The following is a 16,933-nucleotide window of genomic DNA, read 5'->3' on the forward strand; positions in this document are numbered from 1 at the left end:
TTCCATTTCATTGTGACTGTGTCAAGCTAGGCCCCTTGCAGAAACACGCATTTCCGCCCGTTCATCAAAATGTTATGGAGGACATGGAGGGGATTTTGGAATGAGCGATGCAAAACCGGAAAAATCGTTGCAAAACGAACCGCCGCAGGATTTCGACGCGCTGAAAACGCTGATTCTCGACCGCGGCGACGCCTTGCCGAAACGGCTGCGGCAAGTGGCAGTCTTCGCGCTCGAGCATCCGGACGACGTCGCCTTCGGCACGGCCGCCGGGATTGCCGATACGGCGCAAGTGCAGCCCTCGACCCTCGTGCGCTTCGCCCAGACCCTGGGCTATTCCGGCTTCACCGAATTGCAGGGCGTCTTTCGCGACCGCCTGCGCGAGGGCTTCCCCGGTTATCGCGACCGTGTCGCCGCGCTGGCTGCCGAAGAGGTGAGCCTCGGCGGGCCGATGGCGCTGTTCCAGGGCTTCGCGCAATCGGCGGCGACTTCGCTCGACCATGCGCGCATGACTTTGGATGCGGGCAAGCTCAATCAGGCGGTGGAATTGCTCGCGCAAGCCGACACGATCTATCTGCTCGGGAGCCGCCGCGTGTTTCCCGTGGCCGCTTATTTCGCATACGCTTTCGGCAATCTCGGCCTCAAGGCGTTTCTCGTCGACCAGGTCGGCCAGCTCGGTCCGGAACAATGCGGCAGCGCGACGAAGAAGGATGCGCTGCTCGTGACCAGCTTCACGCCTTACGCCCCCACCACGCTGGAGTTGACGCGCGAATTGAACGCGCGCGGCGTGCCGGTGGTGGCGATCACCGACAGCGCCTTCTCGCCGCTGGCGCCGAGCGCAACCGTGTGGCTCGAAGTGGCCGAAGCGAATTTCGCGTCCTTCCGCTCGCTCGCAGCGACATTCGCGCTGGCGACGACGCTGGCGGTGGGCACGGCGGAAGCGCGGGGAAGGCGGCGGTGAAGTGAGGTTATGCCCTTCTCCCGCGAAGCGGGAGAAGGGCGGGAGGTCACATCAATTCGATTGCGCCAGGTGGGTCATCGTGTCGTGCGGCGGAGCGAGCGACATCCAGACGTTGGGATTTTCCTGCGACTGGCGCTTGACGAAGGCATAGCCGGTTTCGTCCCAGGCGCGGATAGTGTTGACGAGATTGTCGAGGATGAATTCGCCCTTGTCGGTCTTGACCGTGAGGATCGTATGGCCCTCGCCGTCGAGATCCCACACGATGGTCATCAGCAAGGCCTGGCGCGGGAAGCCGGCATCGATCAGCAATTTGCGCTTGTAGAGCGCGTAGATCTTGCAATCGCCCTTGCCGTCCACCGGATAATCCCAATGGTCCGCCAGGGTTCCCCAATGGTCGAGATTGCTGACCGGCTCGATCTCTTCATTCACCTGCCGGTTGATGCGGTCGAGCGTGCGCCAGGTGTTGAGCGTGAGCTTGATATCGGCGGCAGGCAAATCGCTCACCTGGCATTCTTCCGGCCGACGGCCGCAAAAATCCATCCAGCCATAGGGAATGCGTGCCACGCCCGTCTCGACCAGATCCTGCGAGTGTTTCAACGTCGCCGTTTCGAAATCGATGGCATCGTTCAGCTTCAACCGTTGCGTCGTCGACACGTGGCGCAGCTTGGTCTGGACCGAGTCCTGGTCGGGGCCGGCGAATGCCGTCGACGCCCAGAAGAGCAAAAGTGCCAAAAGTCCGACCCAACGCAACATGGTCGCCTCGTCCAGTTTCTTAACGAGGAGTTAACGCCTGTCGGTTGGAGGGTTCAACTTAAACTTTAATGGAAGGTTAACGACGTTTCCTCCTCCCCGTCAGCCGGGGAGAAGGAAAGCACCGATCTTTTAGGCGCCGATTTCCACCCGCTTTTTCGCCCTCCAGCTCTCCGTCGCCGCGTCGGCGATGAGCTGCGCGCGCAGGCCGTCTTCGCCCGAGGGCGCCGGCGCGACGCCTTTTTCCACAGCATTGATGAAGGCCTCGAGTTCGAGCCGGTAGGCATTGGCGTAGCGCTCGAGGAAGAAGTTCTGCACCGGATCGCCGGTAAAGCCCTGGCCGGTTGCGACTTCCACGCTCGTCTCATGCACGTTGCCCGCGCGGATCATGCCCTTGGCGCCGTGCACCTCGATACGCTGGTCATAACCATAGGTGGCGCGGCGCGAATTGGAGATTTGCGCGATCTTGCCGGATTTCGTCTCCAGCAGCACGGCCGCCGTATCGACATCGCCGGCTTTGCCGATTTCCGGATCGACCAGAGAGGACCCGACCGCCGTGACTGCAATCGGCTCCTCGTCGAGCAGAAAGCGCGCCATGTCGAAATCGTGAATCATCATGTCGCGGAAGAGGCCGCCCGAGCGGCCGATATAGGAAACCGGGGGCGGTGAGGGGTCACGCGAAATGACGGTGACGATTTCCACATTGCCCACCGCGCCGTTGTGCAGGCGCTGCTGCAGCGCCGCGAAATTCGGATCGAAGCGGCGGTTGAAGCCGATCATCAGCGGCGCCTTGGCCTCGTTCACCACTTTCAGACAGGCCTTGATCCGGTCGGCGTTCAGATCGACCGGCTTTTCGCAGAAGATCGCCTTGCCCGCGCGCGCGGCCTGCTCGATGAGATCGGAGTGCATGTCGGTCGGCGCGCAAATCAGGACCGCATCGATGTTTTTATCCGCCATGATGCCGGCAATATCCGCGACTTTCGCGCCATATTGCGCGGCGACGTCGGCGGCCGCTTTCGCATCGGCATCGGCGACAAGCGCAAGCTCCGTGCCCTTATGCGCGGCGACATTGCCGCCATGAATCCGGCCGATTCGCCCGGCCCCGATCAATCCAAACCGCATGTTAACTCCTCCCATTACACGCCTTTTGCGCTCTTCGACCGCCGCCAGTGACAAATCTCGAAAGAGAACAAATATTCCATGTTGACCAAAAAATAGAATTGTTGTTTCATAAAGGCAAGCGATCTTTTAAACGCGGATCGAATGACCGACCGCCGCAACACCATATGAGGAGACGTCCATGGCCTATCATGGCCCCGCCGGCCTGAACGGCAAAATCGCCATCGTGACTGGCGGCACGCAAGGTTTGGGCGAAGCCATCGCGCGTCTGTTCGCGGAGCGCGGCGCAGCCGGGCTCGTGATTTGCGGCCGCAACGCGGCCAATGGCGAAAAGGTCGCCGCCAGTATCAGCGCGTCGGGCTGTAAAACCGTTTTCGTGCAGGCCGATCTCACCAAGACGGCGGAAGCGCGCCATGTCGTTGCCGTCGCCGACGAAGCCTTTGGCCGCGTCGATGTGTTGGTGAACGCGGCCGGCCTCACCGATCGCGGCAATATTTTCGACACGACCGAAGCGCGCTACGACGAAATCTTCGCGGTCAACGTCAAATCGCCGTTCTTCCTGATTCAGGATACGGTGCGCATCATGAAGCGCGAGAAGATCCAAGGTTCGATCGTCAATATCCAGTCGATGTCGGCGCATGGCGGCCAGCCCTTCATCACCGCCTATTGCGCCTCGAAAGGCGCGCTCGGCGCACTCACGAAGAATGTCGCCAATTCGCTGTTGCGCTATCGCATCCGCGTCAACGGGCTCAACATCGGCTGGATGGCGACGCCCGGCGAAGACCGGATCATGAAAACCTATCACGGCGCACAGGACGGCTGGCTAGATGACGCGGTCAAATCGCGCCCCTTCGGCCGCCTGATCGATCCGAACGAGGTCGCACGCGCCTGTGCCTATCTCGCCTCCGACGAATCGGGTTTGATGACCGGCGCGAATGTCGACTTTGATCAAACGGTTGCGGGCGCGAGCGATCCGCCGCTCGACCCGGCCGCCTGACGCCGCTGCGATCGTAACGCCCGCCCTAGCCATGGGGCGCAGAGAAGAATATGAGGACGCCATGACCGCTCCCTCCCTAGACGTCATCACCATCGGACGCTCGTCGGTCGATCTCTATGGCCAGCAGGTCGGCGGCCGGCTTGAGGATATGGCGAGCCTCTCGAAAGCTGTCGGCGGCTGTCCCACCAATATCGCCATCGGCACCGCGCGGCTCGGCCTGAAAAGCGGTCTCATCACGCGGGTGGGCGACGAGCATATGGGCCGCTTCATCCGCGAACAATGCGCGCGCGAAGGCGTCGACGTCACCGGCGTCAAAACCGATCCGCAGCGCCTGACTGCGCTGGTCGTGCTCGGCATCCGCGACGACAAGACCTTTCCGCTGATCTTCTATCGCGACAATTGCGCCGATTCGGCGCTCGACGTGAGCGACATCGACGAGGCCTATGTCGCCAGCGCCAAGGCGATTGTCGTCACGGGCACGCATTTCGCGAAACCCGCTGCGGCAGAGGCGCAAAAGCTTGCCATGAGCTACGCCAAGAAGCACGGTCGCAAAGTCGCCTTCGATGTCGATTACCGCCCCAACCTGTGGGGCCTCGCCGGCCATGGCGCGGGCGAGGAGCGTTACATTTCCTCCTCCGAAGTCACGGCACATTTGCAGAAGATCTTACCCGACTGCGATTTGATCGTCGGCACGGAAGAGGAATTGATGATCGCCGGCGGTAAGGAAGAGCCGTTCGAAGCGATCCGCGCCATTCGCGCTCTGAGCAACGCCACGATCGTGTGCAAGCGTGGTCCGATGGGCTGCGTCGTCTTCACCGGCGCCATTCCCGCCTCGATCGAGGACGGCATCAAGGGGCCGGGCTTTCCCGTCGAAGTCTACAACGTGCTCGGCGCCGGCGACGCGTTCATGTCGGGCTTCCTGCGCGGCTGGCTGCGTGACGAGCCGCTGGAAACCTGCTGCGCCTATGCCAATGCGGGCGGCGCCTTCGCCGTGTCGCGGCTGTTGTGCTCGGTCGAATATCTCACCGAAAGCGAGTTGCACTATTTCCTGAAAAACGGTTCGCCGCATCGCGCCTTGCGGCAGGATCCTGCGCTCAACCACATTCACTGGGCAACGACGCGCGACGAGCGCACGCAGGTCGCGGTGAATACGACGCACGCGCCCAATCTGATGGCGCTCGCGATCGATCATCGCGCGCAATTGGAAAAGATCGCCGACGATGTGAATGCGCCGCGCGATAAGATCAAGGCGTTCAAACTGCTCGCCGTTCAGGCGACCGTCGATGTGGCCAAACGGTATCCGCATCTCGCGCGCGGTTCGTTCGGCACGTTGCTCGACGGCACCTATGGCCGCGAAGCTCTGTTCCGCGCCGCCGATCACGATTTATGGATTGGCCGGCCGGTCGAAGAGCCGGGTTCGCGGCCGCTCGATTTCGAAGGCGGCGGCTCGCTCGCGGCGAAGCTCAACGAATGGCCGCTCATTCATACGATCAAGTGCTTGTGCTTCTACCATCCCGACGATCCGGCGGATTTGAAAGCGCGGCAGGAACGCGAATTGCTCCGCCTGCACGACGCGGCGCGCGCGCTCGGCCGCGAATTGCTCGTCGAGATCATCGCGAGCAAGCATGGCCCGATCGACGACACCAGCATCTCCGGCATTATCGAGCGGCTTTATGCGCTCGGCATCAAGCCCGATTGGTGGAAGCTCGAGCCGCAGGCCACGGCGACCGCCTGGCACAATATCGAGAGGGCGATCGCCCAGAACGATCCGTTGTGCCGTGGCATCGTGCTGCTCGGCCTCGAAGCGCCGGAAGAGGATTTGGCGCGCGGCTTTAAGACGGCGCAGACGACCAAGCTGGTGAAGGGCTTCGCCGTTGGCCGCACGATTTTTGCCGAACCGGCGCAGCAATGGCTGAGTGGTCAGATTTCTGACGAGAAGGCCATTCATGTGATGGCGGATTCGTTCGATCGCCTAGTACAGGCTTGGTTGCAGGCACGACAATAAAGGACCGCGACCGTCCCGGTCGCCAATGCACTGGATCGATAGATGCGACCGGGACGGTCGCGGTCCCTTTAGGGAGCTCGTTATGAAAACCATTCGTCTCACCGCCGCGCAGGCGGTCGTTAAGTTCCTCAGCAATCAATTCACCGAGATCGATGGCAAAAAATTGCCCTTGTTCGCCGGCTGCTGGGCAATCTTCGGCCATGGCAATGTGGCCGGGCTCGGCGAAGCGCTGCATGCGGCGGGCGAGGAATTGCCGACCTTTCGCGGCCACAATGAGCAAGGCATGGCGCTGGCGGCAGTCGCCTATGCCAAGGCCTCGCGTCGCCGGCGCATGATGGCGGTGACGACCTCCATCGGTCCCGGTGCCACCAACATGGTGACGGCGGCAGCGGTCGCGCATGTCAATCGCATTCCGGTGCTGCTGCTGCCGGGCGACGTGTTCGCCAACCGCGCGCCCGACCCGGTGCTGCAGCAGGTCGAGGATTTCAACGACGGCACGATCTCGGCCAACGATTGCTTCAAACCCGTCTCGCGCTATTTCGACCGCATCGCGCGGCCTGAACATGTGGTGCCGGCACTGAACCGCGCGATCGCCGTGCTCACCGATCCCGCCGATTGCGGCCCCGTCACGCTCGCCTTTTGTCAGGATGTGCAGGCGGAAGCTTTCGATTATCCGGAAAGTTTCTTTGCGCCGCGCCTGCATCGCCAGCGCCGCACGCCGGCCGATGCGCACGAGCTTGACGAGGCAGTCGCGCTGCTCAAATTGGCGAAGAAACCCTATATCGTCGCCGGCGGCGGCGTGCTCTATTCCGGCGCCGAGGCAGCGCTGAAAGCCTTTGCCGAAAAGCGCGGCATTCCCGTCGCCGAGACGCAGGCCGGAAAATCGAGCCTGCCGCACGATCATGCCTTCGCACTTGGCGCCCTTGGGGTCACCGGCACGTCTGCGGCCAATTCTCTCGCCGACGAAGCAGATGTGGTCTTCGCTATCGGCACGCGACTTGCCGATTTCGCCACCGGGTCGTGGTCGATGTTCCGCAACCCCAAGCGCAAGATCCTAGCGCTCAACGTGCAAGCCTTCGACGCCACCAAACATCGCGCGCAGACGCTGGTCGCCGACGCGCTCACCGGCCTCGCCGCACTCGACGCCAAACTCGGCAACTGGTCGGCACCGCAAAAGTGGCGCGATGCGGTTGCCAAAGCCAAGGCCGATTGGGTGCAGGAAGCGGCAGGCTTCACCGCGCCCACTAACGCCGCCCTGCCCTCCGATGCACAAGTGATCGGCGCTTTGCAGCGCAGCGCCAAGCCTTCGGACATCGTGGTCGGCGCGGCCGGCGGCCTGCCGGGCGAAATGCACAAATTGTGGAACCCCTCAGAGGCGATGGGCTACCATTTCGAATATGGCTATTCGACCATGGGCTACGAGATCGCCGGCGCGCTCGGCGTGAAGATGGCCCATCCCGATCGCGAGGTGATCGTCACCGTCGGCGACGGCTCCTATCTCATGATGAATTCGGAAATCGCCTCCGCTGTGATGCTGGGGCAAAAGCTGATCATCGTGCTCAACGACAATCGCGGCTACGGCTGCATCAACCGCCTGCAGCTCGCGACCGGCGGCGCGTCCTTCAACAATCTGTTGCAAACCTCGCGGCATGAAGTTCTACCCAATGTCGATTTCGTGAAACATGCGGCAAGCCTTGGCGCGACCGCGGTGAAAGTCGGTGGCGTGAGCGAACTCGAGACCGCGCTGGCGAAAGCGCGAAAAGCAAAGGGCGTGCAGGTGATCGTGATCGACACCGATCCGATGATCTCGACGCCGGCGGGCGGCAATTGGTGGGATGTCGCGGTGCCGGAAGTCTCGTCGCGCAAGCAGGTGCGCGACGCACGCAAGAAATATGAAAAGGCCGTTTTGGCCCAACGTATCGGAGATTAGGATGTCTATTCGTATCGGCGCAAATCCCATTGGCTGGTCCAATGATGATTTGCAGGAGATCGGCGGTGAGACGCCACTCGAAACCTGCCTGACGGAAGCGCGCGAAGCGGGCTTCGTCGGCATGGAACTTGGCAACAAATTTCCGCGTCAGGCGCCCGCTTTGAAAGCGGCGCTTGCGCCCTACGATCTTGCCTGCATCGGCGGCTGGTATTCGGTCGAATTGCTGCAGCGCTCGGCGAAAGAAGAATTCGCCCATGCGCAAGCGCATCGCGATCTGCTCAAAGGCATGGGCACCGATGTCTTCATCGTCGCGGAAACGTCGAACGCTATCCACGGCGACCGGGCAAAGCCTTTGTCGCAGCGGCCGGTGATGCAGGACAGCGACTGGGCGGCCTATGGCCAGCGCATCACCGAATTCGCCGACCTGCTGAAGGCCGAAGGTTTCAAGCTGTGCTACCATCACCACATGGGCACGATCGTGCAGAGCCGCGCCGATATCGGCGCCTTCATGGCGGCGTGTGGCCCCTCGGTGAACCTGCTGCTCGACACCGGCCATGCGGCCTGGGGCGGCTCAGACCCGGCCGAACTCGCCCGCACCTATCGCACCCGCATCACCCATGTGCATTGCAAGGACGTGCGGCCCGACATCCGCGCCAAATCGGAAGCCGGCGACTGGAGTTTCCTCGATTCGATTCTTGGCAAGGGCGATGAGCTCGGCGTGTACACCGTGCCGGGCGACGGTTCGGTCGATTATGTAGCCATATTCAAGGAGCTGCCGGGCTATTCCGGCTGGGTTGTCGTTGAAGCCGAACAGGACCCGAAGAAGGCGAACCCGCTGCAATACGCGAAGCTGGGCGTGGCGAATTTGAAAACATATTTGAAGGAAGGCGGGTTGGCGTGAGGGGCGCGTCCTTCTCCCGCTCCGCGGGAGAAGGTGCCGAACACGGTGAGGCGGATCAGGGAGTTGCAACTGGGTGTGCGTCCTTCCTTCAAAATCCGGCTCCGCACCAGTGATGTCTAGACCTCACCAGTCGCCTCGCCCTCATCCGACCGACTTCGTCGGCCACCTTCTCCCGCGAAGTGGGAGAAAGAATCAAGCACCGAGGACCCCCCATGCCCCAATCGTCCCTGCTCCTCCATCCGAAAAAGCCGGACAAGAATGGCCGCATTCACAATGTCACGCCGCGCAATGCCGGCTGGACCTATGTCGGCTTTGAAGTCTACGACTTGAAAAAGGGCATGGTCGTTGAAAAGCCGACCGGCAAACAGGAAGTCTGCCTCGTCATCCTTTCGGGGAAAGCACGCATCGGCGCGGGCAAGGACAAGGCCTTTCAGGATTTCGGCGTGCTCGGCGAGCGCAAAAGCGTGTTCGACGGCGCGCCCTGGTCGGTCTATGTGCCGGCAAAATCGGCCTATAAGATCACCGCGACCACCGCCTGCCAGATCGCCGTCTGCGCGGCGCCGGGCACCGGCAAATTGCCGGCCCGTGTCATCAGCCCGAGTGAGGTCGGACAGCAAACGCGCGGCAAGGGATCGAACACCCGTTACGTCCGGAATATTCTGCCGGAGACCGAACCGGCCGAAAGCCTGCTTGTGGTGGAAGTCATCACTCCGGGCGGCAATTGGTCGAGCTATCCGCCGCACAAGCACGACCGCGACATGCTGCCGGTGGAAAGCTATCTGGAGGAAACCTATTACCACCGCCTCAATCCGCCGAGCGGCTTCGCGCTGCAGCGGGTCTATACCGACGACCGCTCGCTCGACGAAACCCTCGCGGCGGGCGACGGCGACGTGGTGCTGGTGCCCAAAGGCTACCACCCCGTCGGCGCGCCGCACGGCTACGACCTCTATTATCTGAACGTGATGGCGGGGCCGACGCGCATCTGGAAATTCTGGAACGACCCGGCGCATGAGTGGCTGATGAAGGCGTGAGGCTCTTCTCATTCTGTTCGTGCGAGGTGTACAACAACGCGGCGCGCCCTTCTCCCAGTGGGAGAAGGTGGCCGACGAAGTCGGTCGGATGAGGGGACTCCCTCGCGAGATTGGCCGCCGCAAGACTCCAGCCAATGATGATTCCGTGTCCCCTCATCCGTCACGCTTCGCGTGCCACCTTCTCCCTCTGGGAGAAGGACGCGCGCGATCGTTGAGGCAGTCAAAAATAAAATATCAGGCCACCTTCGCCAGTACGCGCTCTTCCAACAGGCGCCACAGTCGCGCATCGGTGTAATCCTTGATGCCGATGAACGCGCCTTTGCCTTGCAAGGCCTCTTCCGAGAAAGATGTGGTGAGGCCGATCGTCTTCAGCCCTGCCGTTGCGGCCGATGTCACGCCGGTCGGCGAATCCTCGAAGGCGAGACTGCGGTCGATGTCGCCGTTCAGACTGGCGAGACCTGTCGCATAGGGCATCGGATGCGGTTTCGGATTGGGCAGTTCATGCCCGATCACCACAGTCTGGAAATAGTCGCCGAGGCCCAGTGCCGCGAGCGTCAGTTCGGCATTTTCGCGCGGTGCATTGGTCACGATGCCGCACGGAACGCCTTGCGCGCGCGTCCAGCGCAACAGCTCGACAAGCCCGTCGATCGGTGCCAACGTCTCCGCCATCTCGCGGAAAAGCGCTTCTTTGTGATCGATCAGCCGCTCATGCTCGTCCGTAACCTTCCCAGGGAAGAGCCCTGCGACGATTTCCGAATTGCTCTTGCCGAGGATCTGCGTCCTGTAAGCGTCGAAATCGAGATGGATGTCGAAGGGCTCCAACACGCGGTTGAACGCGACGTGATGCAGCGCATCGGTGTCAGACAGCGTGCCGTCCATGTCGAACAAAAGGCAGGGTTTGGCGGTCAAAGGTCTTCTCTCCAACGGAAATTGGCTGCACATTAAGCGCTCATGCGCCCGGCGCGAGCGCCAATTTTGCAACCGTGCGTTGCATCATTTTTCCACGCAAAGCGCGGCGCGGCGCGACAGGCGCGGCAGCAGCCGGCGCATGTCCTGGGCTGAAATGGCGATGCAGCCCGCGGTCGGCGCATAATCCGGCCGCGCAAGGTGAAAGAAAATCGCGCTGCCGCGGCCGATGACGCGCGGTCGGATATTATAGTCGAGCACGAAGACCGTGTCGTAGAGGCGATCATTGCGCCACATCGCCTCGTGGCTCAAGCGGTGCGGCAAGCGCACGGGGCGGTTGTATTGACCGGAGCGGATATCGTCGCTCCACCCGTCCACGCGCCGCTGCGGGACCATGTTGAGGCCGCCGGGGCGCAGCTTCTGGTCGGGCCGGAAATGGCCGTAAAGGATGGCAAAACGCCCCATCGGCGTGGCGCCGTCGCCTTCGCGTTTCGTGGCGACGATGCCAGCAGGCCCCAGCGCGCAGCGAATCACCGTAGCCCCGGCGGTGAGGCGTCCTTGCGCCCGCTGGCCCGGCAGCGACGTCACCCGCAAGCGGCAAAGCAAGGCGGATTTGCGCGGCAAGCTGTACGAAATTGTCATGTATAAGCCCTTGACAACACATAAAAGGAGGCGACCAAAGGCGCCGAAGCTGTGTTATGTTGCGGTAATTTGGGCAAAAATGCCTGTCGTCTCAAGCCTGTGCCGCTTAGCCAAGAGGAAAAAATGATCCAAAGTCGCAAGATCTTGATTGTTGATGACGACAATGATCTCCGCGCCGCCTTGGCCGAGCAATTGACGCTGCATGAAGAATTTTCCGCTTCCGAGGCCGACACAGCCGCGAAGGGGCTGAGCGCCGTGCGCACCGACCCGCCCGATCTCGTGATCATGGATGTTGGTCTGCCCGACATGGACGGACGCGAGGCGGTCAAGCTCCTGCGCAAGAACGGTTTCAAAAATCCGGTGATCATGCTGACCGGACAGACTGCCGATTCGGACGTGGTGCTCGGCCTCGAATCAGGCGCCAACGATTATGTGGTGAAACCGTTCCGCTTCGCGGTGCTGCTCGCGCGCATCCGTGCCCATTTGCGCCAGCACGAAGCGAGCGATGATGCGATGTTCAAGATCGGGCCCTATACGTTCCGTCCGAGCTCCAAACATCTCGTCAGCGAGAAGGGCAGCAAATTGCGCCTGACCGAGAAGGAGACCGCGATTCTGCGGTTCTTGTACCGCGCCGGCCTGCAGGTCGTGCCGCGCGACATCCTGCTGCGCGAGGTCTGGGGCTATAATTCGAACGTCACGACCCACACGCTCGAGACCCATATTTACCGCCTGCGGCAGAAGATCGAATCCGACCCGGCAACACCGCAGATTTTGCTAACCGATGCGGGTGGCTATAAGCTGGTGCCGTAACCGGATCGCAGCATGGCTTTACAGGACGATATCGACAAACTGGCGCGGATTCCCCTCTTCGAAGCTTTGGGGACGGAGGCGCTGCGGCTCATCGCCTTCGCGGCGGAAGCCCGGATTTTACGCGCCGGCGACGTGTTGTTCCGCAGGGGCGATCGCGCGGACGGCGGCTATGTCGTGATCTCGGGCGCCTTGGCGCTCGAAGTCGATGACACCGGCGGCCCCGCGCCGCATATCGCGCAAGCCGGCGAACTCGTCGGCGAACTCGCGCTGCTCACGCCGATCGAGCGTCCCGTCACCGCCCTGGCGCGGGAACCGACCACTGTTTTGCGCGTGCCGAGGCCCCTGTTTCACCGCGTGCTGAAGGAATATCCGGAAGCCGCGAGCCGCCTGCAGCACATGATGCAGGAGCGGGTGGAGGGTTTCGCCCGCGAGCTCGACGAGATGCGGCAGCGGGCGCTCGAGGATTAACGCTGCAGCGCCCGTAGGGCGATGGCCGCGGCAAAACAGCCGACCGCCGCGCCGATCAGGGTCAGCGCGCAGAGAATGGCGAACGGGGTCGCGAAGGGCATGGGGCTGAGCGCTCCCGCTGCGGCTGCCGCCGAGACGCCGAAAATCAGCGTCGGGATCGAAAACGGCAGGATCAGGATCGCGAGCAGCAGGCCGCCGCGCCGCAAATGCACGGTCAGCGCCGCCCCCAGCGCGCCGAGAAAGGTGAGTGCCGGCGTTCCCACCAGCAGTGACGCCGTCGTGCCTGCAAGCGTCGGCGGGTCGATGGCGAGCAACAGGCCGAACAGAGGTGCGGCGACGACCAGCGGCAGGCCGGTGACGACCCAATGCGCCGCGCATTTGACCGCGACGATCAATTCGAGTGGCACGCCGCTCATCAAGAGCAAATCGAGCGACCCGTCCTCCTCGTCCGCCTGAAACAGCCGGTCGAGGCCGAGCAGCGAGGCGAGCAAGGCTGCGATCCACAAAATCGCCGGACCGATGCGGCCCAGGAGTTTTTGATCCGGACCGACCCCGAACGGCACGATGGTGACGAGGCAGAGGAAGAAGATCACCCCCATCACCCCACCGCCGCCGACCCGCCTAGCGAGCTTGAGTTCGCGCAAGAAGAGCGAGGCGATCATCGGAGAGAAAACCAGAGTGCTGGGGCGCGCCTGATCCGGTCCTTCGGACCACCTTCTCCCCGCACGCGGGGAGAAGGGCGCACGGCCCCAAAATTTGTTCTCGCCCCCCTCACGCGTCCCCCAGTCGCAGCATTTTTGCGCCTTCGAGCCCCAGCGGCAGATGGGTCGCCGCGATGACGATCCCGCCTTTCTGCCGGTGCGTGGCCATCATCCGATCGAGCCGCCCCTGCGAGGCCGCATCCAGCGCCGACGACGGCTCGTCCAGGAGCCACACCGGCCGCTGCGCCACCAGCAGGCGTGCCAGCGCCGCGCGCCGGCGCTGGCCGGCCGAGAGATAGGTGACCTCCGTCTCCGCCGCCGCGCCGAGCCCGACCTCCGCCAGCGCCTCCGGCACGGGCAACGGGGTCCGCCACGGATGCGCCAGCGCGCGCGCCCAGAATCGAAGCGTCTCGGCGAGGGTCAGCACCGATTTCAGCGCGTCCTTGTGCCCGACATAATGCGCGGCCTCCTGCAGCGGGCCCTCAACCGGGAAGATCCAGTCGATCCGCCCGGCGGCCATGGGCAGCAGTCCGGCCATCGCCCGCAACAGCGTCGATTTGCCCGCGCCATTCGCACCGGTGATCAGCAGGGCATCACCGGCCGCCAGCGAAAAGGCGACATCGCTGACGACGCGCCGGCCGCCGCGTTCAATGGCAAGGCCCGTCACGTTCAAGGCCATTTCGTGGTATGGATCAGACAATCGGGCCCTAGCTCTTGTTCTGGAATTTATCTAATCTATAAGCACAAATGGCTCGCATATCTAAGAGCGCATCTTGTGATATGTGGACAATTCTACGACAGTCCCTTCCTTCCGCTCATTCCGGGGAAAATCCATGGCGTCTCTCGACAGTTTCAAAAGCCGCAAATCTCTTAAGGTCGGTGCCAAGACCTATCATTATTATTCGCTGAAGGCGGCGGAGAAGAACGGCCTGAAAGGCATCTCCAACCTGCCTTATTCGATGAAGGTGCTGCTCGAGAATCTGCTGCGTTTCGAGGATGGCCGCTCGGTCACGAAAGAAGACATCCAGGCGGTGGCGACCTGGCTGAAGAACAAGGGCAAGAGCGAATATGAAATCGCCTTTCGCCCTGCCCGCGTGCTGATGCAGGATTTCACCGGCGTGCCGGCGGTGGTCGATCTCGCCGCGATGCGCGACGCCATGACCAATCTCGGCGGCAACCCGGACAAGATCAATCCGCTGGTGCCGGTCGATCTCGTCATCGACCATTCGGTGATCGTCGACGAATTTGGCTCGACAAAAGCCTTCAAGAAGAACGTCGACCTCGAATATCAGCGCAACGGCGAACGCTACCGCTTCCTCAAATGGGGCCAGGGCTCGTTCGACAATTTCTCGGTCGTGCCGCCCGGCACCGGCATCTGCCACCAGGTCAATCTGGAATATCTCGCCCAGACGGTCTGGACGAAGAAGGAAAAATACAAGCCCGCACGCGGCCTGGCGAAGACGGTGGAAGTCGCCTATCCCGACACGCTGGTCGGCACCGATTCGCACACGACCATGGTCAATGGCCTCTCGGTGCTGGGTTGGGGTGTTGGCGGCATCGAGGCGGAAGCCGCCATGCTCGGCCAACCGCAATCGATGCTCCTGCCCGAGGTGATCGGCTTCAAGCTGACCGGCAAGCTGAAGGAAGGCATCACCGCGACCGATCTGGTGCTCACCGTGACGCAGATGCTGCGCAAGAAGGGCGTGGTCAATAAATTCGTCGAATTCTACGGCCCCGGCCTCAACGACCTGCCGCTCGCCGACCGCGCCACGATCGCCAATATGGGCCCCGAATATGGCGCGACCTGCGGCTTCTTCCCGATCGACGTCGAAACCCTGAATTATCTGAAGACCACCAGCCGCAGCAATCCGCGCGTCGCGCTGGTCGAGAAATACGCCAAGGCGCAGGGCCTGTTCCGCACCCGCACGACGCCCGATCCGGTGTTCACCGACACATTGGAACTGGACCTTGGCTCCGTCGTCTCCTCGATGGCCGGACCGAAGCGTCCCGAGGGCCGCGTCGCGCTGGAATCGGTCGCGGACGGCTTCAACGCCGCGATGGAAACCGAGTACAAGAAGATCGCCGACATCGCCAGCCGCTATAAGGTCGAGGACAAGAACTTCGACGTCGGCCATGGCGACGTGGTGATCGCCGCGATCACCTCCTGCACCAACACCTCGAACCCGAGCGTGCTGATGGCGGCGGGCCTGCTCGCCCGCAACGCGGTGGCGAAGGGCCTCACCGTCAAGCCGTGGGTGAAGACCTCGCTCGCGCCCGGCAGCCAGGTCGTCGCCGAATATCTCGACCGCGCCGGCCTGCAAAAACCGCTCGACAAGCTCGGCTTCAATCTCGTCGGCTTCGGCTGCACCACCTGCATCGGCAATTCCGGCCCGCTGCCGCCGGAAATTTCCAAGGCGATCAACGACAATGGCGTCGTCGCCGCCGCCGTCCTGTCGGGCAACCGCAATTTCGAAGGTCGCGTCTCGCCGGACGTGCAGGCGAACTATCTCGCCTCGCCGCCGCTCGTCGTCGCCTATGCGCTCGCCGGTTCGGTGCAAAAAGACCTCACCAAGGAGCCGCTGGGGACCGGCAGGGACGGTAATCCCGTCTATCTGAAGGACATCTGGCCCAGCGCGAAGGAAGTGCAGAGCTTCATCACCAAGAACGTAACCAAGTCGATCTTCAAGTCGCGCTACGCCGACGTGTTCAAGGGTGACACCAATTGGCGCAAGGTCAAGGCGCCTACGGGCCAGACCTACAAGTGGGACATGGGCTCGACCTATGTGCAGAACCCGCCCTATTTCCAAGGCATGACGAAAACCCCTGCGCCCGTGGAGGATATCGTCAACGCCCGCATTCTGGCGCTCTTCGGCGACAAGATCACCACCGACCACATCTCGCCCGCGGGCTCGATCAAGGCAGCTTCGCCGGCCGGCAAATATCTCTCCGACCATCAGGTGCGCGTCGAGGATTTCAACCAATACGGCACGCGGCGCGGCAATCATGAAGTGATGATGCGCGGCACTTTCGCCAATATCCGCATCAAGAACTTCATGAACAGGGATGGGCAAGGCAATGTCGCTGAAGGCGGCATGACCCGCTACTATCCGGGCGGCGAAGCCATGTCGATCTACGATGCGGCTATGAAGTACCAGGCGGCGAACGTACCGCTCGTCGTCTTCGCCGGCACCGAATACGGCAACGGCTCGTCGCGCGACTGGGCGGCGAAGGGCACCAAGCTGCTCGGCGTGCGCGCGGTCGTCGCGCAAAGCTTCGAGCGCATTCACCGCTCCAATCTCGTCGGTATGGGCGTGCTGCCGCTCACCTTCGACGAAGGCACGAGTTGGCAGACGCTTGGCCTCATCGGCGACGAGCAAGTGACGATCCACGGCCTCGGCGAAACCCTGAAGCCGCGCCAGAAGATGGAAGCGGAAATTCTCTTTGCCGACGGCAAGGTGAGGAACGTGCCGCTGAACTGCCGCATCCTGACCCTCGACGAAATCGAGTATTTCAAAAACGGCGGCATTTTGCAGTACGTGCTGCGCCAATTGGCGGCGTAAGTTAAGAGTATACGCAACAACGTTTCTGCGCGCCCCTTCTCCCGTCGGGAGAAGGTGGCACGCAATCAAATCGGGTATACCCGATTTGATCATCAAGAATGATGAACTTGGGCAAGCCCAAGTTCATATGCGTGACGGATGAGGGGACTCAGCCT

15 protein-coding genes are annotated in these 16,933 nt (G+C 62.3%); 9 read left to right on the forward strand and 6 right to left on the reverse strand.

Features of this window, described 5'->3' with window-relative positions:
* Nucleotides 1-100 precede the first annotated feature (100 nt).
* Nucleotides 101-958 (forward strand): MurR/RpiR family transcriptional regulator, encoded by an 858-nt coding sequence (locus V9T28_RS21270; RefSeq protein WP_116401122.1) that lies wholly within the window; start codon nt 101-103, stop codon nt 956-958.
* Nucleotides 959-1,009: 51 nt separating this feature from the next.
* Here V9T28_RS21270 and V9T28_RS21275 read toward each other — a convergent pair whose 3' ends face one another.
* Entirely contained in the window at nt 1,010-1,711 is a 702-nt protein-coding gene (locus V9T28_RS21275; protein WP_116401123.1) for a transglutaminase-like cysteine peptidase, read from the reverse strand.
* A 129-nt stretch (nt 1,712-1,840) separates the two neighbouring features.
* Nucleotides 1,841-2,830: an inositol 2-dehydrogenase gene (gene iolG, locus V9T28_RS21280; protein ID WP_116401124.1), complete on the reverse strand. Its 990-nt coding sequence runs from the start codon at nt 2,828-2,830 to the stop codon at nt 1,841-1,843.
* A 178-nt stretch (nt 2,831-3,008) separates the two neighbouring features.
* Here iolG and V9T28_RS21285 point away from each other — a divergent pair, with 178 nt between their 5' ends.
* The 5 genes from V9T28_RS21285 to iolB all read left to right on the forward strand — a co-directional run bounded on the left by V9T28_RS21285 (nt 3,009) and on the right by iolB (nt 9,691).
* A complete protein-coding gene (locus V9T28_RS21285) occupies nt 3,009-3,824 on the forward strand; it encodes an SDR family oxidoreductase (RefSeq protein WP_116401125.1) in 816 nt (271 codons plus the stop codon).
* A 61-nt stretch (nt 3,825-3,885) separates the two neighbouring features.
* Entirely contained in the window at nt 3,886-5,829 is a 1,944-nt protein-coding gene (locus tag V9T28_RS21290) for a bifunctional 5-dehydro-2-deoxygluconokinase/5-dehydro-2-deoxyphosphogluconate aldolase (protein WP_116401126.1), read from the forward strand.
* Between the two features lie 82 nt (nt 5,830-5,911).
* The gene (iolD, locus tag V9T28_RS21295; protein WP_116401127.1) at nt 5,912-7,759 is read left to right on the forward strand and encodes a 3D-(3,5/4)-trihydroxycyclohexane-1,2-dione acylhydrolase (decyclizing); all 1,848 of its coding nucleotides are present in this window, start codon (nt 5,912-5,914) and stop codon (nt 7,757-7,759) included.
* Between the two features lies 1 nt (nt 7,760).
* Complete coding sequence (gene iolE / locus V9T28_RS21300) at nt 7,761-8,660, forward strand: myo-inosose-2 dehydratase (protein WP_116401128.1); 900 nt, start codon at nt 7,761-7,763, stop codon at nt 8,658-8,660.
* Between the two features lie 212 nt (nt 8,661-8,872).
* Nucleotides 8,873-9,691, forward strand: a complete 819-nt coding sequence (iolB, locus tag V9T28_RS21305; protein WP_116401129.1) for a 5-deoxy-glucuronate isomerase — start codon at nt 8,873-8,875, stop codon at nt 9,689-9,691.
* Nucleotides 9,692-9,925: 234 nt separating this feature from the next.
* Here the strand turns inward: iolB and V9T28_RS21310 are convergent, their stop codons facing one another.
* Nucleotides 9,926-10,600, reverse strand: coding sequence for an HAD family hydrolase (locus tag V9T28_RS21310; RefSeq protein WP_158554806.1), 675 nt, complete (start codon nt 10,598-10,600; stop codon nt 9,926-9,928).
* A gap of 84 nt (nt 10,601-10,684) precedes the next feature.
* A complete protein-coding gene (locus V9T28_RS21315) occupies nt 10,685-11,239 on the reverse strand; it encodes a L,D-transpeptidase family protein (protein ID WP_116401131.1) in 555 nt (184 codons plus the stop codon).
* Between the two features lie 123 nt (nt 11,240-11,362).
* Between V9T28_RS21315 and V9T28_RS21320 the strand changes: the two genes are divergently transcribed.
* Entirely contained in the window at nt 11,363-12,049 is a 687-nt protein-coding gene (locus V9T28_RS21320) for a response regulator transcription factor (RefSeq protein WP_116401132.1), read from the forward strand.
* Nucleotides 12,050-12,061: 12 nt separating this feature from the next.
* On the forward strand, nt 12,062-12,517 hold the full coding sequence (locus tag V9T28_RS21325) for a cyclic nucleotide-binding domain-containing protein (protein WP_116401133.1): 456 nt from the start codon (nt 12,062-12,064) through the stop codon (nt 12,515-12,517).
* Here the strand turns inward: V9T28_RS21325 and ccmB are convergent.
* Nucleotides 12,514-13,179: a heme exporter protein CcmB gene (gene ccmB, locus V9T28_RS21330; RefSeq protein WP_116401134.1), complete on the reverse strand. Its 666-nt coding sequence runs from the start codon at nt 13,177-13,179 to the stop codon at nt 12,514-12,516. The two genes, V9T28_RS21325 and ccmB, sit on opposite strands and share 4 nt — an antisense overlap.
* A gap of 109 nt (nt 13,180-13,288) precedes the next feature.
* The gene (ccmA, locus tag V9T28_RS21335) at nt 13,289-13,918 is read right to left on the reverse strand and encodes a heme ABC exporter ATP-binding protein CcmA (protein ID WP_339071792.1); all 630 of its coding nucleotides are present in this window, start codon (nt 13,916-13,918) and stop codon (nt 13,289-13,291) included.
* Between the two features lie 133 nt (nt 13,919-14,051).
* On the opposite strand from ccmA, the gene acnA reads away from it, so the two are divergent.
* Nucleotides 14,052-16,778: an aconitate hydratase AcnA gene (gene acnA, locus V9T28_RS21340; RefSeq protein WP_116401136.1), complete on the forward strand. Its 2,727-nt coding sequence runs from the start codon at nt 14,052-14,054 to the stop codon at nt 16,776-16,778.
* The last annotated feature ends 155 nt before the right edge of the window (nt 16,779-16,933 follow it).

Origin of the sequence: Methylovirgula sp. 4M-Z18, assembly GCF_037890675.1 — a bacterium.
Classification (GTDB): domain Bacteria; phylum Pseudomonadota; class Alphaproteobacteria; order Rhizobiales; family Beijerinckiaceae; genus 4M-Z18.

What these genes read in the sequence shown, in the direction of transcription:
- iolG (WP_116401124.1), bottom strand. Translation starts at nt 2,830, where the DNA reads ATGCGGTTTGGATTGATCGGGGCCGGGCGAATCGGCCGGATTCATGGC.
- iolB (WP_116401129.1), top strand. Translation starts at nt 8,873, where the DNA reads ATGCCCCAATCGTCCCTGCTCCTCCATCCGAAAAAGCCGGACAAGAAT.
- V9T28_RS21275 (WP_116401123.1), bottom strand. Translation starts at nt 1,711, where the DNA reads ATGTTGCGTTGGGTCGGACTTTTGGCACTTTTGCTCTTCTGGGCGTCG.
- acnA (WP_116401136.1), top strand. Translation starts at nt 14,052, where the DNA reads ATGGCGTCTCTCGACAGTTTCAAAAGCCGCAAATCTCTTAAGGTCGGT.
- ccmB (WP_116401134.1), bottom strand. Translation starts at nt 13,179, where the DNA reads ATGATCGCCTCGCTCTTCTTGCGCGAACTCAAGCTCGCTAGGCGGGTC.
- V9T28_RS21270 (WP_116401122.1), top strand. Translation starts at nt 101, where the DNA reads ATGAGCGATGCAAAACCGGAAAAATCGTTGCAAAACGAACCGCCGCAG.
- V9T28_RS21290 (WP_116401126.1), top strand. Translation starts at nt 3,886, where the DNA reads ATGACCGCTCCCTCCCTAGACGTCATCACCATCGGACGCTCGTCGGTC.
- iolE (WP_116401128.1), top strand. Translation starts at nt 7,761, where the DNA reads ATGTCTATTCGTATCGGCGCAAATCCCATTGGCTGGTCCAATGATGAT.
- V9T28_RS21325 (WP_116401133.1), top strand. Translation starts at nt 12,062, where the DNA reads ATGGCTTTACAGGACGATATCGACAAACTGGCGCGGATTCCCCTCTTC.
- V9T28_RS21315 (WP_116401131.1), bottom strand. Translation starts at nt 11,239, where the DNA reads ATGACAATTTCGTACAGCTTGCCGCGCAAATCCGCCTTGCTTTGCCGC.
- V9T28_RS21320 (WP_116401132.1), top strand. Translation starts at nt 11,363, where the DNA reads ATGATCCAAAGTCGCAAGATCTTGATTGTTGATGACGACAATGATCTC.
- iolD (WP_116401127.1), top strand. Translation starts at nt 5,912, where the DNA reads ATGAAAACCATTCGTCTCACCGCCGCGCAGGCGGTCGTTAAGTTCCTC.
- V9T28_RS21285 (WP_116401125.1), top strand. Translation starts at nt 3,009, where the DNA reads ATGGCCTATCATGGCCCCGCCGGCCTGAACGGCAAAATCGCCATCGTG.